General features: G+C 37.3%; 13 protein-coding genes and 1 riboswitch. Of the genes, 12 read left to right on the top strand and 1 reads right to left on the bottom strand.

Features of this window, described 5'->3' with window-relative positions:
- The first annotated feature begins 207 nt into the window (after window positions 1-207).
- From BLR83_RS00460 to BLR83_RS00500, 9 genes are all read left to right on the top strand, one after another.
- Entirely contained in the window at window positions 208-522 is a 315-nt protein-coding gene (locus BLR83_RS00460; RefSeq protein ID WP_006531516.1) for an ArsR/SmtB family transcription factor, read from the top strand.
- A 2-nt stretch (window positions 523-524) separates the two neighbouring features.
- On the top strand, window positions 525-2,408 hold the full coding sequence (locus BLR83_RS00465; RefSeq protein ID WP_074559527.1) for a heavy metal translocating P-type ATPase: 1,884 nt from the start codon (window positions 525-527) through the stop codon (window positions 2,406-2,408).
- A gap of 372 nt (window positions 2,409-2,780) precedes the next feature.
- Window positions 2,781-3,473 carry a phosphoglycerate mutase gene (locus BLR83_RS00470; RefSeq protein WP_020916409.1) on the top strand — a complete coding sequence of 231 codons (693 nt, stop codon included), beginning with the start codon at window positions 2,781-2,783 and terminating at the stop codon, window positions 3,471-3,473.
- Window positions 3,474-3,648: 175 nt separating this feature from the next.
- Entirely contained in the window at window positions 3,649-4,170 is a 522-nt protein-coding gene (locus tag BLR83_RS00475; RefSeq protein WP_039697260.1) for a transcription repressor NadR, read from the top strand.
- 176 nt (window positions 4,171-4,346) lie between these two features.
- Entirely contained in the window at window positions 4,347-4,895 is a 549-nt protein-coding gene (locus BLR83_RS00480; protein WP_074559529.1) for a hypothetical protein, read from the top strand.
- A 153-nt stretch (window positions 4,896-5,048) separates the two neighbouring features.
- On the top strand, window positions 5,049-7,130 hold the full coding sequence (gene pbp2b, locus BLR83_RS00485; protein WP_074559532.1) for a penicillin-binding protein PBP2B: 2,082 nt from the start codon (window positions 5,049-5,051) through the stop codon (window positions 7,128-7,130).
- 59 nt (window positions 7,131-7,189) lie between these two features.
- Complete coding sequence (recR, locus tag BLR83_RS00490) at window positions 7,190-7,786, top strand: recombination mediator RecR (RefSeq protein WP_014334442.1); 597 nt, start codon at window positions 7,190-7,192, stop codon at window positions 7,784-7,786.
- A gap of 105 nt (window positions 7,787-7,891) precedes the next feature.
- Entirely contained in the window at window positions 7,892-8,254 is a 363-nt protein-coding gene (locus tag BLR83_RS00495; RefSeq protein ID WP_039691029.1) for a nuclear transport factor 2 family protein, read from the top strand.
- Between the two features lie 222 nt (window positions 8,255-8,476).
- Entirely contained in the window at window positions 8,477-9,523 is a 1,047-nt protein-coding gene (locus BLR83_RS00500) for a D-alanine--D-alanine ligase (RefSeq protein ID WP_074559534.1), read from the top strand.
- 78 nt (window positions 9,524-9,601) lie between these two features.
- On the opposite strand, the gene BLR83_RS00505 is transcribed toward BLR83_RS00500, so the two are convergent.
- Window positions 9,602-10,159 (bottom strand): folate family ECF transporter S component, encoded by a 558-nt coding sequence (locus BLR83_RS00505; protein WP_074559537.1) that lies wholly within the window; start codon window positions 10,157-10,159, stop codon window positions 9,602-9,604.
- A 44-nt stretch (window positions 10,160-10,203) separates the two neighbouring features.
- Window positions 10,204-10,294, bottom strand: a riboswitch (THF riboswitch).
- Between the two features lie 116 nt (window positions 10,295-10,410).
- Here BLR83_RS00505 and BLR83_RS00510 point away from each other — a divergent pair.
- The 3 genes from BLR83_RS00510 to BLR83_RS00520 all read left to right on the top strand — a co-directional run bounded on the left by BLR83_RS00510 (window position 10,411) and on the right by BLR83_RS00520 (window position 14,634).
- The gene (locus BLR83_RS00510) at window positions 10,411-11,775 is read left to right on the top strand and encodes a UDP-N-acetylmuramoyl-tripeptide--D-alanyl-D-alanine ligase (protein ID WP_074559539.1); all 1,365 of its coding nucleotides are present in this window, start codon (window positions 10,411-10,413) and stop codon (window positions 11,773-11,775) included.
- 10 nt (window positions 11,776-11,785) lie between these two features.
- A complete protein-coding gene (locus BLR83_RS09990; RefSeq protein WP_074559541.1) occupies window positions 11,786-12,934 on the top strand; it encodes a polymerase in 1,149 nt (382 codons plus the stop codon).
- A 155-nt stretch (window positions 12,935-13,089) separates the two neighbouring features.
- On the top strand, window positions 13,090-14,634 hold the full coding sequence (locus BLR83_RS00520) for a peptide chain release factor 3 (protein WP_006531502.1): 1,545 nt from the start codon (window positions 13,090-13,092) through the stop codon (window positions 14,632-14,634).
- Window positions 14,635-14,869 lie beyond the last annotated feature (235 nt).

Below are 14,869 nucleotides of genomic sequence, written 5' to 3' on the forward strand. Positions count from 1 at the left end.
TTATAAAAAATAGAAAGATTTTGCCTGGTTTAGGGTGCTTTTTGTATTTTTTATCTTGTTAATAGACTGAAAAAATGAAAAATACCTCTCGGGTTAACCAAAGTTAGTTCATGCTTGCATAGTTTTTGTGAAAGTGATATAGTGAATACAGTAGAACATTTGAGTAATTGTTCAAATGTTTTATAAAAGATATTGGAGATAATTAAGATGATTGAGACTAATGAATCACAAAAGTTGCTAAAAGGTGATTTGCTAACGGATGTTTCCAGCTTTTTTAAGGCTTTGGGAAACACGACACGCTTGCAAATTATTTCTTGTTTAAGCAAGGGAGAATTAAAATCTAGTGAATTAGCAGAAATTTTAGAGATGACGCCATCAGCGATTTCACATCAGTTGACTATGCTAAAAAATCTCAAGATTGTTTCTGTTCGACGTGAAGGGAAAAATCAGATTTATGCCCTTGCTGATAAGCATATTAGCCAAGTTTTGGAGTCTGTTGTAGAGCATTATCAGGAGGATTAATCATGTCACATAAACATAAAAAGAAGCTCGCTCGCATCTTGCTAGCAGCGCTAGTTTTTCTTATCGTTTTCCTTGTGGTTCGCTTGAACCATCTTGGTTTAGTCGCTCAAGCTTTCTTATATGCCATTCCATTTTTAATGGCTGGCTATGACGTTTTGAAAAAAGCCTTGGTAAAAATAAGTCAAGGGAAAGTCTTTAGTGAACATTTTTTGATGTCACTAGCGACACTTGGAGCATTTGCTCTTAGTTTTATGACTGGTGAGGCTGAATTTGCCGAAGCTGTATTTGTAATGATTTTCTACCAAGTTGGTGAATTCTTTGAGCATATTGCTGAAGGTAGCAGTGAAAAATCAATTTCAGAACTACTAGATTTGCGACCAAATCTTGTTCATTTGGAAGAAGGTGGTCAAACAGTTGATGTTGATCCGAAAACCTTGCAAGAAGGTCAGGTGATTGTGATCCAACCTGGGGAGAAGGTTGCGATTGATGGTATCTTGGTTTCTGGTGAGTCTTCGGTTGATACAGCAGCTTTGACAGGAGAAAGTTTACCGCAAAGTGTTCAGGTTGGTGACCAAGTTCTCTCAGGGATGATTAACATGACTGGTGTGATTCGTGTTAAAGTTTTGCATCGTGTTGAAGATTCTACTTTGAGTAAGATTTTAGATTTGCTTGAAAATTCAACAGCTAATAAATCAAAGAGCGAACGTTTTATGACTAAGTTTGCAGAAGTTTACACGCCAACGGTAGTTATTGCTGCTTTGATTTTAGCTTTCTTACCGCCAGTATTTTCAGGTGATTTTGTAGGGAACTTTCCAGAGTGGCTGAGCCGTGCGCTTACTTTCCTTGTTATTTCTTGTCCATGTGCTTTGGTCATTTCTATTCCGCTTAGCTTTTTTGGCGGTTTGGGAGCAAGCTCAAAAGCTGGTGTTCTCATTAAAGGCTCAAACTATCTTGAAAGTTTAGCTTCACTTGAAACGTTGCTTTTTGATAAAACAGGGACTTTGACAGAAGGTGTTTTTGAGGTAACGGCTCTTCATTCAGATGATATTAAGAAAGAGCATTTACTACATTTAGCTAGTCACGTAGAACGTTTTTCAAGTCATCCAATTGCTCAATCACTTCGTGAAGCTTATGAAAAAGAAGCAGATGATTGTTCGATTACAGATGTGACTGAAAAATCTGGTTACGGTATTAGTGCTAAGGTAAACGGTCATGATGTAGCTGTCGGAAATACTAAATTTATGGATAGCTTAGGAGCTAAATGGAAATCTTGCCATAAAGTCGGAACGATTGTTCATGTGGCTATTGATGGTGCTTATGCTGGTCATATTGTTATTTCAGATTGCATTAAATCAGATACCAAGGAAGCTCTAGAACAACTTAAAAAAGCTGGTGTGAAAAATCTTGTCATGTTAACAGGAGACCGTCATGAAGTAGCTGAAAAAATTGCTGATGACTTGTCAATGACAGATTACAAAGCGGAGCTATTGCCAGCTGATAAGGTCAGTGAACTGGAAGGTTATTTGGCGAAAAAATCTCCTCGTGCTACAGTTGGATTTGTTGGTGATGGGATTAATGATGCTCCTGTACTAGCTAGAGCTGATGTCGGTATCGCGATGGGCGGACTTGGTAGTGATGTTGCTATTGAAGCAGCAGATGTTGTTGTCATGAATGACCGTTTGTCAAAAATTGCGCAGGCTATCAAGATTGCACGCCAGACAATCATTATTGCTAGAGAAAACATTATTTTCTCAATCGGTATCAAAGTTTTAGTCTTGATACTCGCTAGTCTAGGCTTAGCTAATATGTGGTTAGCCATCTTTGCCGACGTTGGTGTTACAGTACTTGCGACCTTAAATGCCATGCGAACAATGAAATTGACATAGAAAATTTTTTGAACTATAATAGCCTTAATCATATAGAAAGCTACCATTTTCGTTAGAAAGTGGGGTGGTGTGACCGCTTTTGAATCTCTCTCTTTGAGAATCAATTGCTGGTCATGCCATTTTTTATTTTGGAAAAAATGCGAGTAAACGGTTGGTAAAGGCAGACTCTTTTACAGAAAATTAGCAATTATACTAGCTTTTTTAGAGCTTTTTGGGTAGAATAGTAAGAGTAAACGACTTTTGTCGTAATAATAATTGGTTAAAATGCTGAGCCAAAAATAGTTTAATGATTTGCCATCTTGGTAAGGGTTAAGATCTATTTTTCGCTGTGTATTTATAGCCTTTGGACTATTTTAAAGGAGACTTTATCTAATGGTAAAATTAGTGTTTGCACGTCACGGGCAATCTGAATGGAACAAAGCTAACCTTTTCACTGGTTGGGCTGACGTTGACCTTACAGAAGAAGGTACTAAACAAGCTACTGAAGCTGGTAAATTGATCAAAGAAGCAGGAATCGAATTCGATGTTGCTTTCACTTCAGTTCTTAAACGTGCTATCAAAACAACTAACCTTGCTCTTGAAGCTTCTGACCAACTTTGGGTTCCAGTTGAAAAATCATGGCGCTTGAACGAACGTCACTACGGTGGTTTGACTGGTCAAAACAAAGCTGAAGCTGCTGAAAAATGGGGTGACGAACAAGTTCACATCTGGCGTCGTTCATACGATGTATTGCCACCAGCTATGGCTAAAGACGACCAATACTCAGCACACACTGACCGTCGTTACGCTAACCTTGATGACAAAGTTGTTCCAGATGCAGAAAACTTGAAAGTTACTTTGGAACGCGCTCTTCCATTCTGGGAAGATAAAATCGCTCCAGCTCTTAAAGATGGTAAAAACGTCTTTGTAGGTGCTCACGGTAACTCAATCCGCGCTCTTGTAAAACACATCAAACAATTGTCAGATGACGAAATTATGGATGTTGAAATCCCTAACTTCCCACCACTTGTATTCGAATTTGACGAAAAATTGAACGTTACTGACGAATACTTCTTGGGTAAATAATCTGATAAGAGATTATAGGGCGTAAAACCCTTGATATAAAAGCATTCTAGGCTAGTTTCTAGGGTGCTTTTTTTGAATTTGTTACCCTTTTTGTTATCAGTTCGGAGAAATTCTGTTTTCGCTTAATTTGTGGTATGATTAGTAGTAAGTATTATATTTTGTAAAGGGGGCTTTTATGAAAGCAGCAGAACGCCGTCAAAAAATTATTGATATTTTGAGTCAGACGCAAGTTCCCATTTCAGCGAGTGTTTTAGCAGGTCAACTTGGTGTGAGTCGCCAAATTATCGTAGGAGATGTGGCTTTGTTGAGAGCAGCCAATCATGATGTGATTTCTACGCCACGAGGTTATGTCTTGTCTCAGGCACTTTATTCTCACCAATTTATCGGGAAAATTGCTTGTCAACACGGTCCAGAACATACTAAAGAGGAACTGGAGAGTGTCATCTCAAAAGGTGGCATTATGGTTGATGTAGAAGTTGAACATCCTATTTACGGGATGCTGACAGCACCACTTAATATTAAAAGTCAGGAAGATATTGATAACTTTATGGAGAAGGTTGAACATTCAAATGCCACACTCCTTTCATCTTTAACAGATGGTATCCATACACATACCCTGTCTTGTCATTCAAAAGATGAATTTGAAGAAATCAAATCTGACTTGTCTGATAAGGGCTTGCTTTTGAAATCAAATTAAAATAGCTACAGGTGTCTTGACACCTGTTCTTTTTTTCTTTATAATAGGCAAGGTCAGTTAGCTACTTTCAAAAAAACGTGTGTATTGCCTGTTAGTTAATTGATTAAAGCTATCGTCATACCTGAGTGATAATTGGGGATCATTCAGGTATTATCATATATAAAAGGAGTTGTCATATGAGACGTCATCAAACTAAGTCTCTTGCTTTTACAGCTATTTTAGTTGCCTTTGGAATTTTAATTCCTATGGTTATGCCGGTTAAGGTTGTCATCGGTCCAGCTTCATTTACACTAGCTAGTCACGTGCCAGTCTTTATGGCTATGTTCATTTCACCACAAGTGGCTGTTTTAGTTGCTTTGGGAACAAGTCTTGGATTCTTGTTAGCAGGTTTTCCAATTGTCATCGTTTTGCGAGCTGTATCGCATTTGTTATTTGCAGTCGTTGGTGCTGTCATGATTAAAAAACGTCCATCACTGCTTGAAAAACCAGTTTTGACATTTGGATTAGCTATTTTCTTAAATATTTTGCATGGTTTAGCAGAATTCATTGTTGTTCTTGCTTTAACAGCTGGTGCACATACAGGAGCAGCTTATATTTGGTCTTTGGTAGGCTTGATTGGACTAGGTTCTCTTGTTCATGGAACAATTGATTTTTACATTGCGTATTTCCTTTGGAAATTCTTACGTGATAAAGTTGGCGTTGATTTTTCAGTTGATGCTAAATAGAGTAAAAGGAGTGTTAAATCGCTCCTTTTTTGGTGTGCTTTTTTTCTTGAAAAGTGGGGATGTAAAAAAGTGAAAAGTTTTACATTTTGTGTCACTCTCTTTTAAGTAAATTGTGATAAAATATAAAACGAAGCTTTTAATTGTGAGGAAAGAATGTCAGTTAAGAAGAGATTGAGCAAAATCAAAATTGCCAAAAAAACAACTAGTATCACAAAACGTATTTATTTGATTTTTGCAGTCATTGTCGTCTTATTTTCAATTATTATTTTAAGATTGGCACAGATGCAAATTTTAAACAAATCTTTTTACGATGATAAGTTAAATTCATCAACAACTTACAAAGTAACGTCATCGAGTCCACGTGGTCAGATTTTTGATGCCGCAGGAAATTTATTAGTATCAAACAATGTAAAACAAGTCGTTGCTTTCACACGTAGTAATACCATCACTGCTGAGGAAATGAAAAACTTGGCAAAAACGCTATCGACCTTGGTTGATTTTACAGAAACAAATGTTACAACGCGTCAGAAAAAAGATTATTATTTAGCTGATTCAGACACTTATGCAAAAGTCGTTAAGAGTCTTCCAAATAATCAAAAATATGATAATTACGGTAATAACTTAACAGAATCTAAGGTTTATGCCAATGCTGTTAAGGCTGTAACTGATGATGAGATTAATTATTCAGAAGACGAATTGAAGTTGGTGTACATTTTCAGTCAGATGAATGCTGCCTCGACTTTCAGTACAGTTAATTTGACAACTGGTGATTTGACAGATGAGCAAATTGCTTATATCACAGCTAACCGTTCTAAATTATCAGGCATTTCTATTGCAACTGATTGGGATCGTCAAACATCAACAGGTTCTCTATCAACCCTTATTGGTACAGTTTCTTCAAAACAATCAGGTTTGCCAGCCGAAGAAGCAGAAGAGTATCTAGCAAAAGGTTATTCAATGAATGACCGTGTCGGAACATCTTATCTTGAAAAAGCTTATGAAGATGATTTGCAAGGCACACACACAGTCCGTGAAATCACTACAGATAAGAATGGTAATGTTGTTTCAGACGATGTTACTAGCGAAGGTAAAGCTGGTAAAAATTTGAAGTTGACTGTCAACTCTGATTTCCAATCAGGTGTTGAAAATATTTTGAATCAATACTATGGAGCCTCAATTGCTGCTGGATTTGCCACTTATTCTGAAGGAGCTTATGCGGTGGCTTTGAATCCGAAGACCGGTGCTATTTTAGCCATGGCTGGTTTGTCGCATGACACTGGTTCATCAACAACAACTCTAGACGCTCTTGGAACAATTAATGACCTCTTTGTTCCAGGGTCAGTTGTCAAAGCTGCAACCATTAGTTCAGGTTGGGAAAACAATGCCATTTCTGGTAACCAAGTCATTGCCGACCAGTCAATCAACCTTGCGGGTTCTCCAGCTATTAAATCATGGTTCACAGGTAGTGGCGCAACGAATATCACAGCTGTTCAAGCCCTTGAGTATTCTTCAAATACTTACATGGTTCAAGTAGCTCTTAAGATGATGGGACAAGAATATTATTCTGGAATGGCACTTGCCACAACTGGAACAAAAGAAGCTATGGAAGAACTTCGTGCTACTTATGCCGAATATGGATTAGGAACAAGCACTGGAATGGATTTGCCAGAAACAACGACTGGTTACCTCTCAGAAGATTACAGTCCTGGTAATGTCTTGACAGAAGCTTTCGGTCAGTACGATTCTTACACACCGATGCAACTTGCTCAGTACGCTGCAACAGTCGCAAATGGTGGTAACCGTGTTGCTCCACACATTGTCGATAGTGTTTATGATAATGATGGCACAACAGGACTTGGAAACTTGTCTAAAACGATTGATACTAATGTTTTAAACAAAGTTAACATTTCAAATGATGAAATGGCTCTTCTTCAACAAGGGTTCTATCAAGTGGTTAACAGTACAAGTGGTTATGCTACTGGTACCCACATGCGTGGAAATGTCACTATCGCTGGTAAAACAGGTACTGCCGAAACTTATGCTATTGACGCCAATGGTAATGCAGTGACAACAGTTAACTTGAGTGTTCTTGCTTACGATTACTCAAAAAATGATGATTCTAAAATTGCGGTTGCGGTTATCATCCCTCACTTGACAAGTGATGATAATCACCCTAACCAATTAATTGCGCGTGACATTATTAACTTGTACATGTCAACATACGCTAATAAATAAAAGAAAATTTCGAGTCGGCGAAGGTCGGCTCGTGACTTTATCAGAAGAAAGGAGAAAAAATGCTTTATCCAACACCGATTGCAAAGCTAATTGATAGTTTTACAAAGTTACCAGGAATCGGGATTAAAACGGCGACGCGTTTGGCCTTTTACACGATTGGTATGTCTGATGAAGACGTGAATGAATTTGCTAAAAACTTGTTGGCTGCAAAACGAGAATTAACTTATTGTTCAGTGTGCGGGAATTTGACTGATGAAGATCCTTGCCAAATTTGTAATGATCAGACACGTGATCGTTCAGTGATTTTGGTGGTTGAGGATTCAAAAGATGTCTCAGCTATGGAAAAAATCCAAGAATATCACGGACTTTATCATGTCTTACACGGGCTTATTTCACCGATGAATGGTGTCGGTCCTGATGATATTAATTTGAAGTCATTGATTACACGTTTGATGGATAGTGAGGTTAGTGAGGTTATTATTGCAACCAACGCCACCGCAGATGGTGAAGCAACATCTATGTATATCTCACGTGTCCTAAAACCTGCAGGAATCAAAGTAACACGCTTGGCGCGTGGATTAGCGGTAGGTTCAGATATCGAATATGCCGATGAAGTTACCCTACTTCGTGCCATCGAAAACCGAACAGAATTGTAGGATACGAGAAAAGCAGCGAAATGCTGCTTTTTTGCTTGTCATTGAACTTATTGGATAGTAGTTATACAATAAAGTAAAACAATCAATACAATTGGAGCGTACTTTATGAAAGAGATTATAATGGCATATTTTCAGTCTTGGCTAGATAATGATGCTGAGGTACTTAAAGATGTTTTTGCAGAACAAGCGGTGTATTCTGAAAGTTATGGACCAGAGTATCATGGGTTATCACAGATTATAACTTGGTTTGAAAATTGGAATAATAAAGGAAAAGTTTTGGAGTGGACAATAAAACGTATTATTGAAAATGATAAATCAATAGTAGTTGAGTGGTATTTTAAATGTTGTTATGAAGGAGGTATAGATAATTTTGATGGTGTAACCATAGCAGATTTTGATGAAGATAAAAAGATTATCAAACTTTCGGAGTTTCAATCAAAAACTGAACATTATTTTCCTTATGACTAAAAAATTTCTTTCTTTTCTTTGTCATCTTTTCTTCCATCTAATGCCCAATCTTGTTTGAAAGGCGGCTTCTTTTGTGGTATGATAATTAGGAAATTGTAATAGAAAAGGAATTGAACTTGAACTGAGATTTTGCTTATTTTGTGAGGCTTCTTGGTTCGATGAAAAATGTTATTAAGTATATTAAAACTTGGTACCTTTTTTCTGTTCAGGTAATTAAAGTTTATGGCAAAAGAAACGCTTGTTTTACTTTATGGTGGACGTTCTGCGGAACGTGAAGTATCTGTTTTATCAGCTGAAAGCGTCATGCGTGCGATTAATTATGATAAATTCTTTGTGAAAACTTACTTCATCACAAAATCTGGTGATTTTATTAAAACACAAGAATTCTTTAGCAAACCTGCTGATGATGAAAAATTGATGACTAACGACACAGTTGTTGAAAGTCAAAAAATTAAACCAAGTGATATTTATGAACCTGGCGCAGTAGTATTCCCAGTTCTTCACGGACCAATGGGTGAAGACGGTTCTGTCCAAGGCTTCCTTGAAGTTCTTAAAATGCCTTATGTTGGAACTAACATTTTGTCATCAAGTGTTGCGATGGATAAAATTTCAACAAAACATGTTCTAGAATCTGCAGGTGTTCCATTGGTACCTTACGTGACTTACGTTGAAGGTTCTAATCTTGATGAAGCAGTAGCAGAAGTTAATGAAAAATTGACTTATCCAGTCTTTGTTAAACCAGCTAACATGGGTTCTTCAGTAGGTATTTCAAAAGCTGAAGACGAAGCAGCTCTTCGCACTGCTATTGATTTTGCTCTTAAATATGATAGCCGTATTCTTATCGAAACTGGTGTTAACGCTCGAGAAATCGAAGTTGGAATTTTGGGAAATGCTGACGTGAAAACAACGCTTCCTGGTGAAGTTGTTAAAGACGTTGCTTTCTACGATTACGATGCTAAATACATCGATAACAAGATTACCATGGATATTCCAGCTCATATTGATAGCGACATTATGGAAGAAATGCGTGCTTATGCGACAACAGCCTTCCGTGCTATCGGCGGATGCGGTTTGTCACGTTGTGATTTCTTCTTGACAGAAGATGGTCATGTTTACCTTAATGAATTGAACACAATGCCTGGTTTCACACAATGGTCAATGTATCCACTTCTTTGGGAAAACATGGGACTTGCTTACTCAGATTTGATTGAAAAATTGGTTGAGCTGGCTAAAGAGATGTTTGAAAAACGCGAAAGCCATTTGATTTAAAAATGAAAAGCACCGTTAGGTGCTTTTTTGTTGCAAAAAAATACCTCAGAGATGGGATAACTCTCTGAGGTTTTTGATTTATAAATTAGCAAGCTTGCGTAGTTCAGGGATGCGCTGCAACCTTGGAACAACAAGCATGATGACGATAATACGAATTGGAATTTCAAAGATTTTTAACCAGCGACCTGCTAGATATTGTGCCCAAAATGGAACGTGAAAATAAATCTGAACAAGCAGTGGTGTGAAGATAAAAGTACTAATCAGCATGGTAACAAGTACTGCTAGAGTGACGTGAAGCCAATCTTTTTTATTTGACCATTTGAGCTCTTTTCCATAGAAGAAAAGTCCATAAAAAAATCCTTGAACAGCTTCCATCAAAGTCCACCAGATAATAAAGTTTCCTTGACCACTTAAGAGATTATCAACGACATCAAGAATGGCAAAACTAATAAATCCCCAAATAGGACCGGCAACCATTCCGATAATAGCATTGACAATGAAAGTAAAGCTTACGACCAACTGTTCTGGAATGACTGGAATAGAAAATTTTCCAACAATGAATGCCAGTGCAATTAGCATAGCTAGGGTCACGAGGCGCTTTGATGTGAGTTTTGGTGTTTGAAAAATGTTTTTCATTTTTTGCTCCTTTTTACATTTGAAAACTGGAGCTGTTAAAAAATAACAGCGGATGCAACGATTCACCGCGCAAATTGCTTCGTTGTGTGACGACATCCCATTCACACACACTTGACGCGAATCATCTACTCTGTGCAAAACAAGCTTTGCATCTCTAATTGTATCATAAAAATTCCTGCATGGTTTCTAAAATGTGGTATAATAAAAAGCGTTAACACACTAGATTTTTTAAAATAAAAAAGGATTCAAAAATGAAATTAACATTACATGAAGTCGCCAAAGTTGTTGGCGCTAAGAATACGATTTCGGAGTTTGATGACGTTCCCCTGCGACAAATTGAATTTGACAGTCGCAAGATTGAAAAAGGCGATTTGTTCTTACCTCTAAAGGGTGCGCGTGATGGACATGACTTTATTGAAACAGCTTTTGAAAATGGAGCAGTTGCAACTTTTTCAGAGCGCGAAGTAGAAGGTCATCCTTATATTTTAGTTGATGATTGTTTAGAAGCTTTTCAAGCTCTAGCAAGTTATTATCTTGAAAAACAACGCGTTGATGTGATTGCAGTAACAGGATCAAATGGTAAAACAACGACCAAAGACATGATTGCTGCGGTACTTTCAACAGAATATAAAACATACAAAACACAAGGTAACTACAATAATGAAATTGGCTTACCTTATACAGCACTTCACATGCCTGATGACACAGAAAAAATTGTCCTTGAAATGGGACAAGATCACATGGGTGATATTCATCTCTTGTCAAAACTGGCTAAGCCACACATTGGTGTTGTGACTCTGATAGGTGAGGCTCATTTGGAATTCTTTGGTAGCCGTGAGAAAATTGCTAAAGGTAAACTTCAGATTGTTGATGGGATGGACTCAGACGGTATTTTGATTGCGCCTGCTGATGCTATTGTTGATCCATATTTACCAGAGAGTCAAATGGTTATCCGCTTCGGTGATGGTGCTGAGATTTTTGTCAAAGATTTGCAAGAAAGCAAAGACTCACTTACTTTTACGACAAATGTGATTGACCGTCCGATTACACTTCCTGTTCCAGGAAAATACAATGCGACAAATGCTATGGTGGCAGCTTATGTTGGTAAATTATTAGCTATTTCAGATGATGATATTGTTGAAGCCTTAGAAAACATTGAATTGACACGTAACCGTACAGAATGGAAGAAAGCAGCTAATGGTGCAGATATTCTGTCAGATGTCTACAATGCTAACCCAACAGCAATGCGTTTGATTTTAGAAACATTCTCTAAAATTCCTGCTAATGAAGGCGGTAAAAAAATCGCTGTGCTTGCTGATATGAAAGAATTAGGTGAGCAATCTGTTGAACTTCACAAGCGTATGATTATGAGCTTGTCACCGGAAACACTAGATACACTCATTTTCTACGGTGAAGACATTGCTGAACTGGCACAACTTGCTAGTCAAATGTTCCCACTAGGTAAAGTCTATTACTTTAAGAAAACAGCTGATGAAGATCAATTCGATGATATGCTAAAAACGGTTAAAACAGTTTTACAACCAGCTGACCAAATCTTACTGAAAGGTAGTAATTCAATGCATCTCGCTAAAGTTGTAGAAGCATTGGAAAACTAGTGAGGTGGAGATGGTAGAGAAAAGTGTTAAGGAGGGAAATAAAGACTCGGTTATTATCTACCGAGCGCTGTATTTCCTTGAATGTTGTATTTTATTTTTAGCTTGGTTTTTAAAACGTTATCCATTTCCACAACAGGTCTTCCTGTTTATGTCTAGCCTGTCAATTATTGGTGGATTTGCCATTTATTTATGGAACTTCCGTCGAACAGGCTTTTCACTTGATAAAATTTTAGCTGGGGTTTTCGCGATTGCTTTTATGATTCTATTGCCAGCATCAGGTTATCTGGATACGGCAATTGATGATTTAAGCATGATTGTCTTCTTCTTACTATCAGAAAGTGTTGATAAAGATGATGATAAATTAATCACCGCACTTTTTTATTTCAAGCTAGTCGTGGCTATTATGGTTTTATTGGCTTACAATGGACATCTTATTCATGATGTCTCTGGAGTAAGACCACATACAGATATTGTAAGACATTCTTATGGTTTTATGCATCCAAATTCACTTGGAATGTTCTTCATTACTCTAATTTATGATTTTTCACTGCTTAGAAAGCCTTATCGCTTTGTCAGTGGTCTAATCATGTTGCTAGCTGCTTTGCTTGTCTTTTCGGTGACGGATTCAAGGACATCATTTTTCATTGCGCTTGGTATTATCTTGTGTTATTTCTTGAAACCACTTTTATCGAAAATTAAAGTTTCAGGATATATTATCATGCCATTTGTTATAGGAATGTTTGCACTTGGTCTTGCTTTACCGAGATATTTTACACCAGATAATCCTATCTTTGTCACATTGAATCATCTATTTACTGGAAGAACTGGCATTGGTCATGCGTATCTAGAGCAATTTGGTCTCAATTGGATGCCAAGAAATATTCCAACATTTACAGAGATTAACGGTGTTCCAATGTATGATGATAGTTTCTATGTTGATGCGCTTTTGCGACAAGGAATTATCCTTTTTTGCATGTATCCAATCTTTTTGTTGGTTCAGTTAAAAGGGAAGAAATTCACACTTTTCCATAGTTTACTTTTCTTGTTGACATTCTTTATTGGTACTATGGAACATTATGGAGCAAGTGTTGAAATCTGCACTATCTTATTGCTGAATTATTTTGCGGTTTCTGATGATAAGCTAGAGGAGAAATATTGAAATAGCGTTTAATTTTCGTTATAATAATAGAGTTATGGGAGTCCATGGCTCTATTTTTGTATTGCAGTGAAAAAGGAGTGGACCAATGTGGCCACTATAATCTTTAATGAGTGATACGTTTTTAAAGAGATAATTAAGATTAATAAGGAAATAAAATGACAATTCAAGATGACATTAAAAAACGTCGTACCTTTGCCATCATCAGTCACCCGGATGCTGGTAAAACGACAATTACAGAGCAATTACTTTATTTTGGTGGAGAAATCCGTGAAGCAGGTACCGTAAAAGGTAAAAAAACAGGTAACTTTGCTAAATCTGACTGGATGGATATCGAAAAACAACGTGGTATCTCTGTGACATCATCAGTGATGCAATTTGATTACGCTGGTAAACGCGTGAATATCCTTGATACGCCAGGGCACGAGGACTTCTCTGAAGATACTTACCGTACGCTTATGGCCGTGGATGCTGCGGTTATGGTCGTCGATTCAGCTAAAGGTATCGAAGCACAAACTAAAAAATTATTTGAAGTTGTAAAACACCGTAATATTCCAGTTTTCACTTTTATTAACAAACTTGACCGTGACGGTCGTGAACCACTTGACTTATTGGAAGAATTGGAAGAAGTGCTTGGTATCGCAAGTTATCCAATGAACTGGCCAATCGGTATGGGTAAATCATTCGAAGGACTTTACGACTTGTACAACAAACGTTTGGAACTTTATAAAGGTGATGAACGTTTTGCGGATTTGGAAGAAGGGGATAAACTTTTTGCTAACAACCCATTCTATCAACAAGTTTTGGAAGATGTTGAGTTGCTAGAAGAAGCAGGAAATGAATTCTCAGAAGAAGCTATCTTATCTGGTGATTTGACACCAGTATTCTTCGGTTCTGCCCTTACAAACTTCGGTGTGCAAACTTTCCTAGATACTTTCTTGAAATTTGCTCCAGAACCACATGGTCACAAAACAACTGAAGGTAATGAAATCGATCCTTACGATAAAGATTTCTCAGGATTTGTCTTCAAAATCCAAGCCAATATGGACCCACGTCACCGTGACCGTATTGCCTTTGTTCGTATCGTATCAGGTGAATTTGAACGTGGAATGAGCGTTAACCTAGCACGTACGAAAAAATCAGTGAAATTATCAAACGTGACACAATTTATGGCTGAATCACGTGAAAATGTTGAAAATGCCGTTGCCGGTGATATTATCGGGGTTTATGATACAGGAACTTACCAAGTTGGTGATACCTTGACTGTCGGTAAAAATAAATTCGAATTTGAACCACTACCAACCTTCACACCAGAATTGTTCATGAAAGTTGCTGCTAAAAACGTCATGAAACAAAAATCATTCCACAAAGGGATTGAACAATTGGTACAAGAAGGGGCTATCCAATTGTATAAAAACTACCAAACAGGCGAATACATGCTTGGTGCGGTAGGTCAATTGCAGTTTGAAGTCTTTAAACACCGTATGGAAAATGAATACAACGCTGAAGTTGTTATGACTCCAATGGGTAAAAAGACTGTTCGTTGGATTAAACCAGAAGATCTTGATGAACGCATGTCTTCAAGCCGTAATATCTTGGCTAAAGACCGTTTCGACCAACCCGTTTTCCTTTTCGAAAACGACTTTGCACTTCGTTGGTTTGCGGATAAATACCCAGATGTTGATTTGGAAGAAAAAATGTAATAATAAAAAGTCTGAGCATTGCTCAGGCTTTTTTGGTTATCAGCATAAAAAAACAGCTCTGACAAATCAGAGCTGTTTCCTTGAGATTATGAAAAAGAAAAGTTTTAGGATGTCTACATTTTATCTGTTGTAGCTTAAAGAAAACTTAAAAATCGTCAAAAAAAGCGCTAATAACTTTTTTACAGAATATTTAAATAATTGACACTATGAAAACGTGTTATTCATATTAAATAAA

Origin of the sequence: Streptococcus equinus, assembly GCF_900101445.1 — a bacterium.
In the GTDB taxonomy this organism is placed as follows: Bacteria; Bacillota; Bacilli; order Lactobacillales; family Streptococcaceae; genus Streptococcus; species Streptococcus equinus_B.

Excerpts from the sequence above, each read along its gene's own strand:
- BLR83_RS00460 (WP_006531516.1), top strand. The coding sequence starts at position 208 with ATGATTGAGACTAATGAATCACAAAAGTTGCTAAAAGGTGATTTGCTA.
- BLR83_RS00465 (WP_074559527.1), top strand. The coding sequence starts at position 525 with ATGTCACATAAACATAAAAAGAAGCTCGCTCGCATCTTGCTAGCAGCG.
- BLR83_RS00470 (WP_020916409.1), top strand. The coding sequence starts at position 2,781 with ATGGTAAAATTAGTGTTTGCACGTCACGGGCAATCTGAATGGAACAAA.
- BLR83_RS00475 (WP_039697260.1), top strand. The coding sequence starts at position 3,649 with ATGAAAGCAGCAGAACGCCGTCAAAAAATTATTGATATTTTGAGTCAG.
- BLR83_RS00480 (WP_074559529.1), top strand. The coding sequence starts at position 4,347 with ATGAGACGTCATCAAACTAAGTCTCTTGCTTTTACAGCTATTTTAGTT.
- pbp2b (WP_074559532.1), top strand. The coding sequence starts at position 5,049 with ATGTCAGTTAAGAAGAGATTGAGCAAAATCAAAATTGCCAAAAAAACA.
- recR (WP_014334442.1), top strand. The coding sequence starts at position 7,190 with ATGCTTTATCCAACACCGATTGCAAAGCTAATTGATAGTTTTACAAAG.
- BLR83_RS00495 (WP_039691029.1), top strand. The coding sequence starts at position 7,892 with ATGAAAGAGATTATAATGGCATATTTTCAGTCTTGGCTAGATAATGAT.
- BLR83_RS00500 (WP_074559534.1), top strand. The coding sequence starts at position 8,477 with ATGGCAAAAGAAACGCTTGTTTTACTTTATGGTGGACGTTCTGCGGAA.
- BLR83_RS00505 (WP_074559537.1), bottom strand. The coding sequence starts at position 10,159 with ATGAAAAACATTTTTCAAACACCAAAACTCACATCAAAGCGCCTCGTG.
- BLR83_RS00510 (WP_074559539.1), top strand. The coding sequence starts at position 10,411 with ATGAAATTAACATTACATGAAGTCGCCAAAGTTGTTGGCGCTAAGAAT.
- BLR83_RS09990 (WP_074559541.1), top strand. The coding sequence starts at position 11,786 with ATGGTAGAGAAAAGTGTTAAGGAGGGAAATAAAGACTCGGTTATTATC.
- BLR83_RS00520 (WP_006531502.1), top strand. The coding sequence starts at position 13,090 with ATGACAATTCAAGATGACATTAAAAAACGTCGTACCTTTGCCATCATC.